This window comes from Luteimonas sp. S4-F44, assembly GCF_022637415.1.
Taxonomy (GTDB): domain Bacteria; phylum Pseudomonadota; class Gammaproteobacteria; order Xanthomonadales; family Xanthomonadaceae; genus Luteimonas.
Genome location: NZ_CP093340.1, coordinates 1716450 through 1733122, shown reverse-complemented (window position 1 = coordinate 1733122; position 16673 = coordinate 1716450). Strand labels below are relative to the sequence as shown.

The 16673-nt window shown below is 69.3% G+C and carries 14 protein-coding genes; all 14 read left to right on the top strand.

From position 1 onward, the window contains the following. The first annotated feature begins 42 nt into the window (after nt 1-42). Nucleotides 43-783: a flagellar motor protein gene (locus MNO14_RS07810; protein ID WP_241946120.1), complete on the top strand. Its 741-nt coding sequence runs from the start codon at nt 43-45 to the stop codon at nt 781-783. 10 nt (nt 784-793) lie between these two features. Next, nucleotides 794-1756, top strand: coding sequence for a flagellar motor protein MotD (gene motD / locus MNO14_RS07805; protein WP_241946119.1), 963 nt, complete (start codon nt 794-796; stop codon nt 1754-1756). Next, nucleotides 1756-2535, top strand: coding sequence for a ParA family protein (locus tag MNO14_RS07800; protein WP_183426871.1), 780 nt, complete (start codon nt 1756-1758; stop codon nt 2533-2535). Before motD ends, MNO14_RS07800 begins: the two co-directional genes overlap by 1 nt. Further along, nucleotides 2532-3278 carry a chemotaxis protein CheW gene (locus MNO14_RS07795; RefSeq protein WP_241946118.1) on the top strand — a complete coding sequence of 249 codons (747 nt, stop codon included), beginning with the start codon at nt 2532-2534 and terminating at the stop codon, nt 3276-3278. The genes MNO14_RS07800 and MNO14_RS07795 overlap by 4 nt, the downstream gene beginning before the upstream one ends. Before the next feature lie 567 nt (nt 3279-3845). Further along, nucleotides 3846-4163, top strand: a complete 318-nt coding sequence (locus MNO14_RS07790; RefSeq protein ID WP_241946117.1) for an STAS domain-containing protein — start codon at nt 3846-3848, stop codon at nt 4161-4163. Then, nucleotides 4160-4525: a response regulator gene (locus MNO14_RS07785; protein ID WP_241946116.1), complete on the top strand. Its 366-nt coding sequence runs from the start codon at nt 4160-4162 to the stop codon at nt 4523-4525. Before MNO14_RS07790 ends, MNO14_RS07785 begins: the two co-directional genes overlap by 4 nt. Before the next feature lie 37 nt (nt 4526-4562). Continuing rightward, a complete protein-coding gene (locus MNO14_RS07780) occupies nt 4563-6575 on the top strand; it encodes a chemotaxis protein CheA (protein ID WP_241946115.1) in 2013 nt (670 codons plus the stop codon). A 238-nt stretch (nt 6576-6813) separates the two neighbouring features. Further along, nucleotides 6814-9066 (top strand): methyl-accepting chemotaxis protein, encoded by a 2253-nt coding sequence (locus tag MNO14_RS07775; protein WP_241946114.1) that lies wholly within the window; start codon nt 6814-6816, stop codon nt 9064-9066. A 121-nt stretch (nt 9067-9187) separates the two neighbouring features. Next, nucleotides 9188-11365: a methyl-accepting chemotaxis protein gene (locus MNO14_RS07770; protein ID WP_241946113.1), complete on the top strand. Its 2178-nt coding sequence runs from the start codon at nt 9188-9190 to the stop codon at nt 11363-11365. A 43-nt stretch (nt 11366-11408) separates the two neighbouring features. Further along, a complete protein-coding gene (locus tag MNO14_RS07765; RefSeq protein WP_241946112.1) occupies nt 11409-12176 on the top strand; it encodes a flagellar brake protein in 768 nt (255 codons plus the stop codon). A gap of 92 nt (nt 12177-12268) precedes the next feature. Continuing rightward, a complete protein-coding gene (locus tag MNO14_RS07760) occupies nt 12269-12736 on the top strand; it encodes a chemotaxis protein CheW (protein ID WP_241946111.1) in 468 nt (155 codons plus the stop codon). 114 nt (nt 12737-12850) lie between these two features. Continuing rightward, nucleotides 12851-13237 (top strand): hypothetical protein, encoded by a 387-nt coding sequence (locus MNO14_RS07755; protein ID WP_241946110.1) that lies wholly within the window; start codon nt 12851-12853, stop codon nt 13235-13237. Between the two features lie 67 nt (nt 13238-13304). After that, nucleotides 13305-15668: a methyl-accepting chemotaxis protein gene (locus tag MNO14_RS07750; protein WP_241946109.1), complete on the top strand. Its 2364-nt coding sequence runs from the start codon at nt 13305-13307 to the stop codon at nt 15666-15668. Between the two features lie 133 nt (nt 15669-15801). Beyond that, entirely contained in the window at nt 15802-16671 is an 870-nt protein-coding gene (locus MNO14_RS07745; RefSeq protein WP_241946108.1) for a CheR family methyltransferase, read from the top strand. Nucleotides 16672-16673: the final 2 nt, after the last annotated feature.

Below are 16673 nucleotides of genomic sequence, written 5' to 3'. Positions count from 1 at the left end.
CGCGCGGCTCAAGTCGCCGCGCCCCGCGCCGATATCGCGATCATGGACCTTTTCAGCGTCGTCGGACTCGCGCTCGCCCTCGCCGCCCTGGTGGGCGGCAGCATCCTCAAGGGTGCCGGGCTCGGCGCGCTGTGGTCGCCGGCCGCCTTCGTGATCGTGATCGTCGGCACGCTCGCCTCGATCCTGCTGCACACGCCGCCGAGCGTGTTCAAGCGCGCGCTGCGGATCCTGCGCTGGACGATCCGCCCACCCACGGCCGACCGCGGCGCACTGATCGCGCAACTGCTGGAGTGGAGCAACGTCTCGCGCAAACAGGGGCTACTGGGCCTGGAAGCCTACGTCGAGTCGCAGAGCGACCCGTTCCTGCGCAAGGGCCTGCAGATGCTGGTGGACGGCGTCGAGCCGGAGGCGATCCGGCACATGCTGGAGATCGAACTGCACGGCGAGGAACAACAGGACCTGGCGGCAGCGAAAGTGTTCGAGGGCATGGGCATCTACGCGCCCACGCTCGGCATCGTCGGCGCGGTGCTCGGGCTGATCGCGGTGATGAAGAACCTGGCCGATCCGTCCAAGCTCGGCCACGGCATCGCTGCCGCCTTTACCGCCACGATCTACGGCATCGCCTCGGCCAACCTGTTCTTCCTGCCGGTCGCCTCCAAGCTCAAGAGCGTGATCGGCCGCCGCAGCGGCGAGCGCGAGCTGGCGATCGAGGGCCTGATCGCGATCGCCCAGGGCGAAAATCCGCGCAACATCGAGGCCCGTCTGGCCGGCTTCCTGCACTGAGCCGGCGACGATGGCACGACGCGTCCACCACGAGGAACACGCCAACCACGAGGCCTGGGCCATTCCCTACGCCGACCTGATGACGCTGCTGCTGGCGTTCTTCGTGGTCATGTACGCCGTGTCCTCGCTCAACGAGGGCAAGTACCGGGTGATGGCCAGTTCGCTGGCGAATGCGTTCAGCGGCACGCCGCGGACGATCGACCCGATCCAGGTCGGCGACAACGTCTACCGCGATGCCAGCCTCAAGGCCGCGGTGCCGATTCCCGGCGGCGCGCGGCGCGGCCCGGGCAGTGCCTCGCCGGTGCTCGACTCGCCGCTGCAGCCGATGCTCGAATCGAAGATGCGCAGCGACCGCATCGACGATGGCGCCGACGGTGCGGCGCGGGCCGCTTCGCGCCAGCAGCTGGCGCGCATCGCGCTGCAGCTCGAGGACGCGCTGTCGGAGATGGTGCATGCGCGGCTGATCACCGTGCGCCGCGCCGACCTCTGGTTGGAGGTCGAGATCAACAGCGACATCCTGTTCCCCAGCGGCTCGGCGACACTCGACTTCGGCGCGCAGTCGCTGCTCGGTCGACTGGCCGCGGTGCTGCGCGGGCTGCCCAATCCGATCCGGATCGAGGGCTACACCGACGATCGCCCGATCCGCACCGCGCAGTTCCCGTCGAACTGGGAACTGTCGGCCGCGCGCGCGGCCAGCGTGGTGCACCTGTTCGTGCGCGAGGGCCTGGCGCCCGAGCGGCTGGTGATGGTCGGCTACGGCGAACAGCGACCCAAGGCCGACAACGCCAGCGAGGCTGGCCGCAACGCCAACCGGCGCGTGGTGCTGATGGTGCTGGCCGAGCCCGAGTCGCCCCAGGGGCAGCCGATCGGCGGGCCGTCGCCCACGCAGCCGGTCGCGCTCGATGCCATCCCTGCGGTCGCCGCCGACCGCGCCCCCGATACCCTGCCCCCCCATCCCCGAGGAGAGACCTGATGCGCGTCTGGGCGATCGCCAACCAGAAAGGCGGCGTCGGCAAGACCACGACCACGCTGGCCCTCGGCCGCGCGATGGTCGCGCGCGGGTTGCGCGTGCTGCTGGTCGATCTCGACCCGCATGCCTCGCTCACCCGAGCGTTCGGCATCCCGACCGACCCACCGCCTGCGGGCGTGGCCGACCTGTTCGCCACCCCACCCTCGAGCCTGGCCGCGCTGATGCGCGCCTCGCCGACCGAAGGCCTGGACTACGTCTGCGCGCAGACCGCGCTGGCAACGCTCGAACGCCGCAGCGCGACCCAGCCGGGTCTGGGCCTGGCGCTGTCGCAGGCGATCACCCGGCACACCGGCGGCCACGATGCGATCCTGCTCGACTGCCCGCCCACGCTCGGCCTGTTGATGGTCAACGCCCTGGCAGCGGCGGACCGGGTGATCGTGCCCACGCAGTGCGAGCCGCTGGCGCTCTATGGCCTGGCCGGCATGGTGCGCACGGCCGAAATGGTCGAACGCTCCCGGCAACGGCCGCTGCCGGTCTCGGTGGTGCCGACCATGTACGACCGCCGCACCCGGATCGGGCGCGAGACGCTGGCGCAGCTGCAGGACGAGTACGCCGGCAAGATCTGGGACGAGGCGGTCCCGGTCGACACCCAGCTCAGCAACGCCGACGCACTCGCCCAGCAGGTGGTCAACGGCCATCCGCCGGGCCGCGCATTCTCGGCCTACGGCCGCGCGCTCGACTGGCTGTTGGCCGAAGACCAGGCGCTGGAGCACGCGGCATGAACGCCGCCGAGGTCGTCGACGACTACCTCGGCGTGCTGCTGTCGGCGGCCCCGGTGCCGACGGCCCCCGCGCCGACGCCGCCCCCCGCGGTCGCGGCGCCCCCTGTGCCGGCACCGCACAGCCCGACGCCGGCACCGACTTCTGCGCCACCACCGCCGGCACCGGCCGCACCGCAGCCACGGCCCCCCGCGCCTGCGGCGCGCGCGCAGACCGCGGCCGCCGCGGCGCCTGCCCGCGCGTCGCCGCGCGTCGCGAGCGCACCGGCCCACGACGACATTCCGCCGCCGCGCCGCAGCGGCGAGCGTCAGGCCCGCTGGCTGCGGCTGCGCTGCGGCGGGCAGATCTATGGCCTGGAACTGCTGAAGATCCGCGAGGTCGTGCTGCCCGCCCCGCTGCTGCCGGTGCGCGGCGCATCGCCGTGCTTGGCCGGCCTGATGAATCTGCGCGGCCAGGTCGTGCCGGTCGTCGACCTGGGCCTGCAACTGGGCGACACCGCCGTCGAGGACACGCCATCGACGCGGATCGTCGTGCTCGAGGAACACGGCGACACGCTCGGCCTGCGCGTGTCCACGGTCGAGGACGTGGCCGTGGTCTCCGATGCCCAGATCGAAGGCGCCCACACCTCCCGCCTCGCCCCGGTCGGCGACCACCGCATCCGCGGCATCGCACGTCTCGGCGGCGCGGTCATGCTGCTGCTCGACGCCTCCCGACTGCTGTCGATGCCGCTCTACACCGCCCGCTGAGCCTCACGGCGGCCACCGGTACGCGCCTGAAACGCTCCGCTTCGGATGGAGACCGGCCTGCCGGCCGACAAGCCGAAAAACCGGGCTCTGACCCCGCGTGCTCTCACCCAGCCTTGACTTGGGCGCGCGCCGCTCCGCCTCGCGGATAGGCCCGGCCCGGTGCAGCACGCCGGGCGTTCGCCCACTCGCGCGGCATGCCGCGCAAGCAGAGCGAGCTCACCCCTGGCGCGCTCGACGCGGCCACCGACCGTCAGTCCGCTGCTGCGGACATTGGCAGCCCGACTTCGGTTGGATGCGGAGTCGCCTGCTTGAGGAAGTCACGCGCTGTCGGCCTCAGTGCGTCGTGCTGGTCGGGGATCACGGCAGCGGGCCATGGATGGACCGCGACGGCGAGTCAGCCAGGATGGCTGACCGAGCCGAGGAGCAGTCCCCGGCCGGCGCGACGCGCGCGCCGAAGACAAACGCACTGATCGAGTGGGCAGGAGCAAAGAGTCCCGATCGGCCCACCCTAAAGCTCGCCGCATCGCTGCCGCTAACCCGTCGTACCCCCGACTTTGCGGAGACGCGATGACCACCGTGGACCTGGGCGAGGATCTCGGCATCGAGACCAGCGCCGCACTCAAGGCACGGCTCGAGCCCCACCTGGCCCAAGACCAGGACGTGCTGCTGGACGGCGCCCAAGTGCGACGCGTGCACACCGCCGGCCTGCAGGTGCTGTGCGCGTTCTTCGCCAGCCGCAACGCCTCGGGCCGAAGCACCGCACTGCACGACAGCAGCGCCGCCCTGCTCGACGCCATCCGCCTGCTGGGGATCGGCCCCTCGCTGGGACTGCCCAGCCCCCCTCGCAATCATTCGAACGCAAGCACAGTGGAGAACGCCGCATGAGCGCACGCATTCTGGTAGTGGACGACTCGGCCTCGATGCGCCAGATGGTCTCCTTCGCCCTGACCTCGGCCGGCTTCTCGGTCGAAGAAGCCGAAGATGGCCAAGTCGCCCTGGGGCACGCACAAGGCCAGCGGTTCAACGCCGTGGTGACCGACGTCAACATGCCCAATATGGACGGGATCGCCCTGATCCGCGCCCTGCGCGGCCTGCCCGACTACAAGTTCGTCCCGATGCTGATGCTCACGACCGAGTCGGCCGCAGACAAGAAAGCCGAAGGCAAGGCCGCGGGTGCGACCGGCTGGCTGGTCAAGCCGTTCAACCCGGACCAACTCGTCGCCACCGTTCAGAAAGTCCTGGGCTGACGCCCGCCTTCCGCCTCCGACGCCAGGTCTTCACCCCATGAACATGGACATGCAGCGTTTCCACGCCACTTTCTTCGAGGAAAGCCGGGAAGGCCTGGAGGCGATGGAAGCTGGCCTGCTGCAACTCGAGCAGGGCGACCAGGACCCGGAGCTGGTGAACTCGATCTTCCGCGCCGCGCACTCAATCAAGGGCGGCGCCGCGACATTCGGATTCGACGCGGTCGCCGCGCTGACCCATGTGCTCGAAACGCTGCTCGACGAACTGCGCGCCGGCAAGCGCAGCGTCGATGCCACCGCGACCGATGCGATGCTGGCGTCGGTCGATGTCCTGCGCGCGCTGTTGGCCGAAGCCGAAACCGGCCATCCCGCCGACCCGGCCGCTGCGGTCGCGGTCCAGGCCCGGCTCGAGGCGGTACTGTCGGGCAGCACCGCGCCAGCGCCGGTCGCGGCCACCGCACCGGCCACGCCTGCGGTCGATCCCGTCGCCGAGCCGACCGGCTGGCAGATCGGGTTCACCCCGGCGCCGTCGATGTTCATGAGCGGCAACGACCCGCTGCGCATCATCCGCGAGCTCGACCAGCTGGCCTCGCTCGACGTTGCCTGCCGGATGGAACGCCTGCCCGGTTTTGGCCAGCTCGATCCGCTCGAAGCGTATCTGGCCTGGGACCTGGGCCTGATCGGCGCGGTGCCGCGCAGCGCCGTCGACGACGTGTTCGCCTGGGTCGAGGACGACTGCACGCTCGACATCCGCCCGATGGCGGCCGCCGCGCCCGCGGCGAGGCCTGCGCCGGCATCGACGCCGAGCGCGGACCCGACGCGCGCCCCCGCCACGAGCGCCGCCGCTGCCGGCACGGCGGCCCCGACGGCGGGCGGTCACGAGGCCGAAAGCTCGATCCGGGTCAGCACCGACAAGATCGACGGCCTGATCAACCTGGTCGGCGAACTGGTGATCACCCAGGCCATGCTCAAGCAGGTGTCCGCCGCCCTCGACCCGGCGTTGAGCGAACGCCTGTTCGCTGGGCTGGACCTGCTCGAACGCAATACCCGCGATCTGCAGGAAGCGGTCATCGGCGTGCGCATGCTGCCGGTCGATGCCGTGTTCCGTCGTTTCCCCCGTCTCGTGCGCGACCTGTCCACGCGGCTGGGCAAGCAGGTGCGCCTGCGCACGCTCGGCGAAGGTACCGAACTCGACAAGGGCCTGATCGAGAAGATCGCCGATCCTCTGGTGCATCTGGTCCGCAATGCGATCGACCACGGTCTGGAGTTGCCCGACGCGCGCCGCGCCGCGGGCAAGGATGAAGCCGGCACGATCACACTTGCCGCCTCGCACCAAGGCGGCCATATCGTCATCGAGGTCGCCGACGATGGCCGCGGCCTGGACCGCGAACGGATCCTGGCCAAGGCCGCCGAGCGCGGCCTGGCCGTGCCGGAGTCCCCGACCGATGCGCAGATCTGGGATCTGATTTTCCAGGCCGGCTTTTCGACCGCCGATGCGGTGACCGACCTGTCGGGGCGCGGCGTCGGCATGGACGTGGTCCGGCGCAACATCCAGGCGCTCGGTGGCGAGGTCCAGCTCGAGAGTCGCACCGGCCACGGCACGCGTGTGGTGATCCGCCTGCCACTGACCCTCGCCATCCTCGATGGCATGAGCGTGGCCGTCGGCGAGGAGACCCTGATCCTGCCACTGACCTATGTGATCGAGGCGCTGCAACCCCAGGCCGAGGACATCCGCAGCCTCACCGGCGAGGGCCGCGTGTTGCGCGTGCGTGGCGAGTACCTGCCACTGGTCTCACTCAACGATCATTACCGCTACGGCCAGCCACAAGGCGACGATCCGCTGGTCGTCGTTGTCGAGGGCGACGGCCAGAAGCTGGCGCTCGAAGTCGACGAACTCATCGGCCAGCAGCAGGTCGTGGTCAAGAATCTGGAAAACAACTACCGCCGCGTCGATGGCATCTCCGGTGCGACGATCCTCGGCGATGGCCGCGTGGCACTGATCGTCGATGTCGGGGGGCTGGCCCGTTCGCTGCGTCTGCCGCAGGCAGCTTGACGCTGGCGGTGTTCGATCGCCGTGGACGCACGGCTGCGACACGTCGCGTGCGTTCACCGAAATTCACGTCATGTGCGCATTCATTCCTCAATGAGAGTCACGCGCGCGGCACTTTGAAAAAAATGGGTTTCGACCTTCAAGTCGCCCCGTTTCCGGCCGCTAGTCGTGAGGCACAGGACGCGCTCCAAGTGTTGACCAACACCTGCCCGCGTCCTTTTGTCGTATCCGGAGATCTCCAATGAGATGGTTGAACAACCTGTCGATCGCCCGAAAGCTGGCGATCGCCTTCACCATGATCGTGCTGCTGGCCGCGGGCCTGGGCGCATTCGCCCTGAACCGACTGGGCGGCATCAATGCCGAATTGCAGAAGGTCAGCCTCGATGACATGCCTGCGGTGCAGTACCTGGCCGAGATCCGGTCGCAGTTGGGCGAGTACCGGATGTACGAACTCTCGCAGCTCAGCCGCCTGGCCGAGCCCGATGCAGTGCGCGACTACGACCAGCGTCTGGCCCAGATCGAAAAGATCATCGCCGAGCAGCGCTCGCTGTACGAAGGTCTGCCGCTGATCGACGAGGAGCGCGGCCTGTACGACGCGATGACCGCGCGGCTGGCAGCATACTTCGGCGCTCGGCGCGAGATCGAGCAGGCGCTGGCCGCTGGCGACAGCGAGACCGCGCAGACGATTTCCGATGCGAAGTCACGTCCGCTGCGCCGTCTTCTGTTCGAGTCGATAGCCGCCCTGGCGCAGTTCAACGATCAACGCTTGAGCGACGACATCGCCCAGGCCAACGAGGTCTACCGCAGCAGCCTGCTGGCAATGATCGCCGGCATCGCGATCATCGTGCTGCTGGCCACGACAATGGCGATCGCGATCTCGCGAACGCTGTCGCAATCGGTCGGCAGCGCGGTCAAGGTCGCCAACGATGTGTCGCAAGGTCGCCTGGATACGCAGATCGTCGTCGACCGGCATGACGAGGTCGGACAGCTGCTTGCGGCCATGCAACGCATGCAGGGTCAGCTGCGCGCCGTCATCGATGCCCAGCGCGACATGGCCCGCGCGCATGACGACGGCACGATCAGCCATCGCATGGACGAGGGTACATTCCCCGGCGACTACGGCCAGATGGTGCGCGAGACCAACGCGCTGGTCGGCTCGCACGTCGACGTGAAGATGCACATGATCGAGGTCATGCGCCAGTACGCAATCGGCGACCTGACGCCGGACCTGGCGCAGTACCCAGGCGAGAAAGCGGTGCTGACCGAGACGATGGCCGCAGTGAAGGCCAACCTCGGTGCGATCAACGCCGAGGTCAAGGCAGTGGCCGGCGCCGCCGCCCGTGGCGACTTCAGCGTCCGCGGCGATGCGGCGCGGTTCCAGTACGACTTCCGCGGCATGATCGAGGACCTCAACCGGCTGATGGATGCCGCCGACGGCAACCTCGACCAGCTCTCGCGCCTGCTGCAGTCGATCGCGGCCGGCGATCTGACCGCCCGCATGGAGGGCGACTTCCACGGTGTGTTCGCCCGCATGCGCGACGACGCCAACACCACCGTCGCCCAGCTCACCGGCATCGTCGCCCGCATCCAGGACGCCTCGGCCGCGATCGGCACCGCATCCACCGAGATCGCCTCGGGCAACGACGACCTTTCGCGCCGCACTGAGCAGCAGGCGGCCAACCTGGAAGAAACCGCCGCCTCGATGGAGGAACTCACCTCCACCGTGCGCCAGAACGCCGACCACGCCCGCCAGGCCAACCAGCTCGCCCAGGGCGCGGCCACCGTCGCCTCCCAGGGCGGCGAGGTCGTCGGCCAGGTCGTGTCCACGATGGCCGACATCGAAGCCTCCTCGCGCAAGATCGCCGACATCATCTCGGTCATCGACGGCATCGCGTTCCAGACCAACATCCTCGCGCTCAATGCCGCGGTCGAAGCCGCGCGTGCCGGCGAACAGGGCCGTGGTTTCGCCGTCGTCGCCTCCGAGGTCCGCACCCTCGCCCAGCGCAGCGCCAATGCCGCCAAGGAGATCAAGGGCCTGATCGACGACTCCACCGGCAAGGTCGCCAGCGGCGCCGCGCTCGCCGGCCAGGCCGGCCGCACGATGGCCGAGATGGTCGCCTCGGTGCAGCGCGTGACCGACATCATGGGCGAGATCTCCGCCGCCTCGCAGGAACAAGCGGCCGGTATCGAGCAGGTCAACCAGACCATTGTGCAGATGGACGAGACCACCCAGCAGAACGCCGCGCTGGTCGAAGAAGCCTCCGCCGCCGCACGCGCGATGGAGGAACAGGCCGCCGGGCTCGCCGATGCGATCGCAGTGTTCGACATCGACGCCGGCCGCAGCAGCGCCACCGCTCGCCGGACCGCCGCCACAGCGCCGCCGATCGCGCCGGCCAGCATCCGCCTGGGGACGCCTGCCGCAGCGGCCGAACGCGCTGCCCCGGTGCGCAAGGCGCCGGCGGCGGTGCTGGAGACCGACTGGGCGGAGTTCTGATCGTAGGCCGGCCGCTCCGTCGCACCCACGTCGGAGCGGCCGGCCTGCCAGCTGTCGGCGCACGCCTCAATCTCGACGCAGCGCGGCCGATACCGATGGCAGGCCCACTCCTGCCACCCCCATGAACCCCGTCGCCGCCGTGCTCCGAGCGCTGTCCGATCTTTCGATGCAGCGCAAATTCCTGGTCCAGACCGCGCTCGTCGCGACCGGCATCATCCTGCTGGCCGTCGTCGCGGCCCGGGTCCAGTTCGTCGACCTCAATCAGTCCCGCAAGGATGGCGTCGCATCACAGGTGCGACTGGCGTTGGGCGTCATCGAGGAATACGCCAGCCGCGTCGAACATGGCGAGCTGACCGTCGAGCAGGCCAAGGAACGCGCACTGCGCACGCTCGCGGCCATGCGCTCGGACAATGGCGTCGACTACTTCTTCGTCACCGACGAACACCCCACCATGCTGATGCACCCGCTGCGCGCGGACCTGATCGGCAAGGACGTGTCTGGGATCATCGACACCGACGGCACGGCCATTTACAGCCGCTTCGTCGAGGTCGCGCGCGCCGGCGGCGGCAACGTCGACTACCTCTGGGCCAAGCCGGGCGAGGACGAACCGGTGCACAAGACCTCGTACTCGGCGATGTACGCACCGTGGGGCTGGGTGGTGACCACCGGCGTCTACCTCGACGACACCCAGGCCCAGGCGCTGACGTTCACTGTGATCATGACCGCCGTCGGCGGCCTGCTGGTGCTGCTCAACGCTGGCATCGGCTGGCTGATCGGCCACTCTGTCCTCGAGCCACTGGGACGGGCGGTGCATGCGATCCGCGGCGTGGCCCGCGGCGACCTGAGTATCCGCACCGGCCACCAGGGCCGCGACGAGATCGGCCAGATGCTGCGCTCGACCGACGAGATGGTGCACATGCTCGAGCGGTTCTCTGAACAAACGCGCGAGATGATCGGCCAGCATGCCGGCGACGACATGCGTCACCGGATGCCGGTGGACTTCCCGGGTGTGTACGGCGAACTGGCGTCTGGTATCAACACCATGATGTTCGAGCACCTGGACGCGTTCGTCGAGGCGATCGACATCCTCAACGAATACGCCAATGGCGATCTGTCGCGCGACGCGCGCCGCCTGCCTGCCAGCCGTGCGGTCCTGCACGAAGCCATGGACGCTGCCAAGGCCAGCCTCATGGCGATCAATGGCGAGATCAACCGACTGGCCACTGCGGCCGCCGCCGGCGACTTCTCGGTCCGCGGCGACGAGCGCCGGTTCCGCGACGATTTCGGGCGCATGATCCAGAGCCTCAACGCAATGATGGCGGCCAGCGATCGCAGCCTGAGCGAGCTCTCACGCCTGCTGCAGTCGATCGCGGCCGGCGACCTGACCGCCCGCATGGAGGGCGACTTCCACGGTGTGTTCGCCCGCATGCGCGACGACGCCAACACCACCGTCGCCCAGCTCACCGGCATCGTCGCCCGCATCCAGGACGCCTCGGCCGCGATCGGCACCGCATCCACCGAGATCGCCTCGGGCAACGACGACCTTTCGCGCCGCACTGAGCAGCAGGCGGCCAACCTGGAAGAAACCGCCGCCTCGATGGAGGAACTCACCTCCACCGTGCGCCAGAACGCCGACCACGCCCGCCAGGCCAACCAGCTCGCCCAGGGCGCGGCCACCGTCGCCTCCCAGGGCGGCGAGGTCGTCGGCCAGGTCGTCGCCACGATGGCCGACATCGAAGCCTCCTCGCGCAAGATCGCCGACATCATCTCGGTCATCGACGGCATCGCGTTCCAGACCAACATCCTCGCGCTCAATGCCGCGGTCGAAGCCGCACGCGCTGGCGAACAGGGTCGCGGTTTCGCCGTCGTCGCCTCCGAGGTCCGCACCCTCGCCCAGCGCAGCGCCAACGCCGCCAAGGAGATCAAGGGGCTGATTGACGACTCCACCGGCAAGGTCGCCAGCGGCGCCGCGCTCGCCGGCCAGGCCGGCGCCACGATGGCCGAGATGGTCGCCTCGGTGCAGCGTGTGACCGACATCATGGCCGAGATCTCCGCCGCTTCGCAGGAGCAGGCCGCCGGCATCGAGCAGGTCAACCAGACCATCGTGCAGATGGACGAGACCACCCAGCAGAACGCCGCGCTGGTCGAAGAAGCCTCGGCCGCCGCACGCGCGATGGAGGAACAGGCCGCCGGGCTCGCCGATGCGATCGCGGTGTTCCGCGTCGACACCGCCACGGCGTTGCTACAGGCGGTGGTGGATGCGGCCCGCCCGCCGACCATCGGCCACGCGCTGTCCTGACCCCGCCGATCGGCCGCCCCATGCCCGGAGGACGACAAGCACGATGGCGCCTGCAGACCCGCTCTATCCGCTGGACGACGAGGCGCTGTCGCGCTACATGCTGCGCGACAGCGCCGACATGGGACGCGTGCTGCGCAGTCTGGTCGAGGCGAAGGCATTGATCAGCGGCAGCCTGATACCCGGCGACCTGGCCTGCCCGACCGCACTACTCGCGGTCGGCGACGACGGCACCCTGGTCCTTGACGCCAGCCGGCAGGACGCCCTCAACCGCAAGCTCGCGATCTGCACCCAGCTCATCTGCGATACCCGGCTCGACGCGGTGCAGATCCGCTTCCGGCTGTCGACGCCGCTGCCGGCCCTGCACGAGGGACGCCAGGCGTTCATCGCCTCCTGGCCCGAGGCGCTGCTGCGCCTGCAGCGACGCGACCTCTATCGCGTCGTGCCGCCGTTCGATGCCGGCGTGACGCTGCATCCGGGGCATGGCAACGCCCCGGCGGCGTTACCGGACAACGGCCTGAGGGTGCTGGATCTGAGCGGCGGCGGGCTGGCGGTGGCGCTGGACGACGGCGAAGATCCACGATTCGCACCCGGGCGTACGCTCAACGGTTGCCTGTTGCAATTGCCCGACACCGTGGCGATGCCGGTGACCGTCACCGTCGCGCATCGTTTCTGCGAACAGATCGGCTTGCGGGTGCGCTGGCGTGCAGGCTGTCGCTTCGTCGCGCTGGCACCGGTCGCGCAGCGGCGGATCCTGCAGTCCATCTTCCAGATCGAGCGCCAGCGCAACGCCCGACTGCGCCGCGCCGTGTAACGCCGCTTTTCTAAAGTTGCCCGCCGCGCGGCCGATGTCGCACGGGACACCCGACACGCGCGCGAGCGCGGCATGCCTGCAGGAGCGCACCGATGAGCAGTCCAGATCCCCAGAACGCCGGCGAGTACCTTACTTTCACCCTGGGCGACGAGCACTACGGTGTCGACATCCTCAAGGTGCAGGAGATCCGAGGCTACGACGCGGTCACCCGCTTGCCCGACGCCCCGGACTACATCAAGGGCGTGATCAACCTGCGCGGCACGATCGTGCCGGTGATCGACCTGCGTCTGAAGCTGCGCCTGGCGCAGGCGCGCTACGACAGCTTCACGGTGATGATCGTGCTCAACGTCGACGACCGCGTCGTAGGCATCGTCGTCGACGGCGTGTCGGACGTGGTGCCGCTGTCGGCCGAGCAGATCCGCCCGACACCCGAGTTCGGCGCGGCGATCGACACCCGTTGCATCTCCGGCATCGGCACCTTCGACGACCGGATGCTGATCCTGCTCGACATCGAAACCCTGCTCGACAGCGCCGAACTGGCGGTCCCGCAGGCGGCGTGATCCGGATCTGGAATCGCCGTCACACAGTTTGCACTCAAGGCCCGGCCGCACGCGGCCGATAGAGGCGGACACAGGCGCTTTTGCGCCTGCCGTCCATCGATCAAGGAACAGACCATGACCATCCACTGCAAGACGTCTTCCCTGCTGGCCGCGCTGTTGCTCGCCGGCGGCGCCTCGACCGCCTTTGCCCAAGAGGCCATCCGCCCCGAACAGGCCGTGCGCTTCGTCGGCAAGAGCGGCATGGTCTGCGGCAAGGTCGAGAAAACCCGCTACGCGGAGAACACCGAAGGCCAGCCGACCTTCCTGTACATGGGCGGCGCGTTCCCGCGCCACACCTTCTCGGCGCGCATCCCCAACGAACAGCGCGACCGCTTCCGTCCCTCGCCCGAGGAACTGGAAGGCCGCGACGTGTGCGTCGTGGGCACCATCCAGCGCGACGCCAGCCGCGCCGAGATCGCCGTCAACTCGCCCAGCGACATCAAGCTCGCCACCATCAAGTAAGCCGCGCCCGGATCGCAGACCGCGTCCGGGCCGCTTTTCCATCCGGCCGCCTACGGGGGATTGCCGCATGCACTGGTTCTCGAATCTCAAGCTCGCACCGAAACTGATGCTGGCATTCGGCGTCGTCCTGATCCTGATGATCGCCCAGGGCGTGGGCGGGTTCGTCGGTCTGCGCTCGCTTGACAGCGTCACCGACCACCTGGCCGACAACACGCTGCCGACGCTGACCACGGTCGGAGAAACGCGTGCCCTGCTCGGGGAGTACCGCGCGGCGTCGTACCTGGGCCTGGTGCGCGCCAGCGAGCAGGTCAAGCGCGATGCCCGCGAACGCACCGCGGCGATGGAACAGCAGATCGAAGCGAACACGGCGGCGTACGAGCCGCTGATCGTCTCGCCCGAGGAGCGCAAGCTCTACGACGGCTTCGTGACCGCCTGGGCCGATGCCAAGGCCTCATACCACGAGGTCAACGAACTGCTCGAACTCGATCTGCCCGACGACGCCACCGATACCTTCATCGGCCGCACCCGTGACCTGCACCTGGCCGCCGGCAACGCGCTGCAGGCGCTGCAGGCCGAGGCCGATCGCCAGGCCACCGCGGCCCGCGAGGAAGCCCGCTCCGTGCAGACCGGTTCGAGCATTCTCATGGCGACCATGCTGCTGGCCGGCATCACCGGCGGCATGGTCATCGCCTGGCTGATGGCGCGCAGCCTCACCGGCGCCACCCGCTCGGCGGTCACAATCGCCAACGACGTGGCCAGCGGCAAGCTCGACACCCGCATCGACGCCAGCCGCCGCGACGAGATCGGCGACCTGCTCAAGGCCATGCAGCGCATGCAGCACGATCTTCGCGAGCGGATCGAGCGCGACCAGAAGATCGCCAGCGAGAACCTGCGCATCCGCACTGCCCTCGACAGCGCCTCGACCGGGATGATCGTCACCGATGAGTCGTTCAACATCCTCTACGTCAATCCCGCGCTGCAGACCGTGATGCGCGACAACGCCGAGGCTATCGCCGCCGAGCTGCCGCACTACGATCCGGCCCAGCCGCTGATCGGCACCTCGTTGACGACCTTCGAACTGGATGGCAAGCCGGACCAGCGCGTGCTTGCCAGCCTCAAGGAGCGCGGCATCGCGCACCGCGAGATGCAGTACCAGGACGCCTGCATCGCCCAGATCATCTCGCCGATCCGCGACGCGCAGGGCCGCGACATCGGTCTGATCGCCGAGTGGCGCGACCGCACCGGTGAAGTCCGGGTCGAAGCCGAAGTCGCGCGCATCGTGTCCGCGGCCGCGGCCGGCGACCTCGACCATCGCGTCTCGCTGGAAGGCAAGCAGGGCTTCATCCGGCAATTGGCGCAGCAGCTCAACAGCCTGCTCGACGCCAATGCGGTCAGCCTGGCGCAGGTCTCGCACGTGCTCAATGCGCTCGCCTCGGGCGATCTGACCGCGCGTATGGAAGGTGATTTCCACGGTGTGTTCGCCCGCATGCGCGACGACGCCAACACCACCGTCGCCCAGCTCACCGGCATCGTCGCCCGCATCCAGGACGCCTCGGCCGCGATCGGCACCGCATCCACCGAGATCGCCTCGGGCAACGACGATCTCTCGCGCCGCACCGAGCAGCAGGCGGCCAACCTGGAAGAAACCGCCGCCTCGATGGAGGAACTCACCTCCACCGTGCGCCAGAACGCTGACCACGCCCGCCAGGCCAACCAGCTCGCCCAGGGCGCGGCCACCGTCGCCTCGCAGGGCGGCGAGGTCGTCGGCCAGGTCGTCGCCACGATGGCCGACATCGAAGCCTCCTCGCGCAAGATCGCCGACATCATCTCGGTCATCGACGGCATCGCGTTCCAGACCAACATCCTCGCGCTCAATGCCGCGGTCGAAGCCGCGCGTGCCGGCGAACAGGGCCGCGGCTTCGCCGTCGTCGCCTCCGAGGTCCGCACCCTCGCCCAGCGCAGCGCCAACGCCGCCAAGGAGATCAAGGGGCTGATTGACGACTCCACCGGCAAGGTCGCCAGCGGCGCCGCGCTCGCCGGCCAGGCCGGCGCCACGATGGCCGAGATGGTCGCCTCGGTGCAGCGTGTGACCGACATCATGGCCGAGATCTCCGCGGCTTCGCAGGAGCAGGCCGCCGGCATCGAGCAGGTCAACCAGACCATCGTGCAGATGGACGAGACCACCCAGCAGAACGCCGCGCTGGTCGAAGAAGCCTCGGCCGCCGCACGCGCGATGGAGGAACAGGCCACGGGTCTGGCCGAGGCGATCTCGATGCTGCGGATCGAAGGGCAGGCCGTGGCGACACCCGCTGCGCAGCCGACCCGGGCAGCGCCGCCGCCGTCGCGCAAGCCGGCACCGGCCGCGCCGCGTCCGGCGACACGCGCGCCCGCCGCGCCCGCCCTGGCCGAGGCCGACTGGGCGGAGTTCTGATCGTCGCCGCCGATACGGGGCGCCCACAAGGCCCGGCCCTGCGCCGGGCCTTGTGCGTGGCGGAGCCGATTGCGGTCAACTTCGCCGGCGCCGCGCCGATACCCCATCGAGTCTTACTGACGCGCCGGTCGCCATGAGTGCCGCTTCCCTGCCCCATCCCCCCGGCGACGCACGCCAGTTCGTGTTCGCCGACCGCGATTTCCGCCGTGTGTGCCAGTTGATCCACGACCGGGCGGGCATCGCCCTGGTCGCCAGCAAGCGCGACATGGTCTACGGCCGGCTGTCGCGGCGGCTGCGTGCGCTCGGCCTCGACGACTTCGGCGACTATCTGGCGCTGCTGGAAGGCGATCCCGATGGCGAGGAATGGCAAGCGTTCACCAACGCGCTGACCACCAATCTGACCTCGTTCTTCCGCGAGCCGCACCACTTCGAGACCCTGCGCACCCAGTTGCAGCGCGCCGGGACGGGCCGCAAGCCGCTGACATTGTGGTCGTGCGCGGCCTCGACCGGCGAGGAGCCGTACTCGATGGCCATCACCGCCTGCGAGGCGTTCGATACGCTGCAGCCGCCGGTGCGCATCGTCGCGACCGATATCGACACCCAGGTCCTGGCGACTGCGCGCCAGGGCGTCTACCCGATCGAGCGCGTCGCCGCGCTCGACGCCGATCTACGACGCCGCTTCTTCCAGCGCGGCACCGGCCCCAATGCCGGCAAGTGTCGGGTGCATCCGGCGCTGCAGGCGCTGATCGAGTTCCGCCCCTTGAACCTGCTGGCCGGCCGCTACGACGTCGGTGGGCCTTTCGATGCGATCTTCTGCCGCAACGTGATGATCTACTTCGACAAGCCGACCCAGCGCGGGATCCTGTCGCGGCTGGTCACGCACATGGACGTGGCCAGCCTGCTCTACACCGGGCATTCGGAAAACTACCTGCATGCCGCCGACCTGATCCAGCCGTGTGGCCGCACGCTGTACCGGCGCCACTACACGGCCCCCGCCGCGTGAGC

Excerpts from the sequence above, each read along its gene's own strand:
- MNO14_RS07750 (WP_241946109.1), top strand. The coding sequence starts at position 13,305 with ATGCACTGGTTCTCGAATCTCAAGCTCGCACCGAAACTGATGCTGGCA.
- MNO14_RS07795 (WP_241946118.1), top strand. The coding sequence starts at position 2,532 with ATGAACGCCGCCGAGGTCGTCGACGACTACCTCGGCGTGCTGCTGTCG.
- MNO14_RS07800 (WP_183426871.1), top strand. The coding sequence starts at position 1,756 with ATGCGCGTCTGGGCGATCGCCAACCAGAAAGGCGGCGTCGGCAAGACC.
- MNO14_RS07790 (WP_241946117.1), top strand. The coding sequence starts at position 3,846 with ATGACCACCGTGGACCTGGGCGAGGATCTCGGCATCGAGACCAGCGCC.
- MNO14_RS07775 (WP_241946114.1), top strand. The coding sequence starts at position 6,814 with ATGAGATGGTTGAACAACCTGTCGATCGCCCGAAAGCTGGCGATCGCC.
- motD (WP_241946119.1), top strand. The coding sequence starts at position 794 with ATGGCACGACGCGTCCACCACGAGGAACACGCCAACCACGAGGCCTGG.
- MNO14_RS07780 (WP_241946115.1), top strand. The coding sequence starts at position 4,563 with ATGAACATGGACATGCAGCGTTTCCACGCCACTTTCTTCGAGGAAAGC.
- MNO14_RS07765 (WP_241946112.1), top strand. The coding sequence starts at position 11,409 with ATGGCGCCTGCAGACCCGCTCTATCCGCTGGACGACGAGGCGCTGTCG.
- MNO14_RS07755 (WP_241946110.1), top strand. The coding sequence starts at position 12,851 with ATGACCATCCACTGCAAGACGTCTTCCCTGCTGGCCGCGCTGTTGCTC.
- MNO14_RS07785 (WP_241946116.1), top strand. The coding sequence starts at position 4,160 with ATGAGCGCACGCATTCTGGTAGTGGACGACTCGGCCTCGATGCGCCAG.
- MNO14_RS07770 (WP_241946113.1), top strand. The coding sequence starts at position 9,188 with ATGAACCCCGTCGCCGCCGTGCTCCGAGCGCTGTCCGATCTTTCGATG.
- MNO14_RS07760 (WP_241946111.1), top strand. The coding sequence starts at position 12,269 with ATGAGCAGTCCAGATCCCCAGAACGCCGGCGAGTACCTTACTTTCACC.
- MNO14_RS07745 (WP_241946108.1), top strand. The coding sequence starts at position 15,802 with ATGAGTGCCGCTTCCCTGCCCCATCCCCCCGGCGACGCACGCCAGTTC.
- MNO14_RS07810 (WP_241946120.1), top strand. The coding sequence starts at position 43 with ATGGACCTTTTCAGCGTCGTCGGACTCGCGCTCGCCCTCGCCGCCCTG.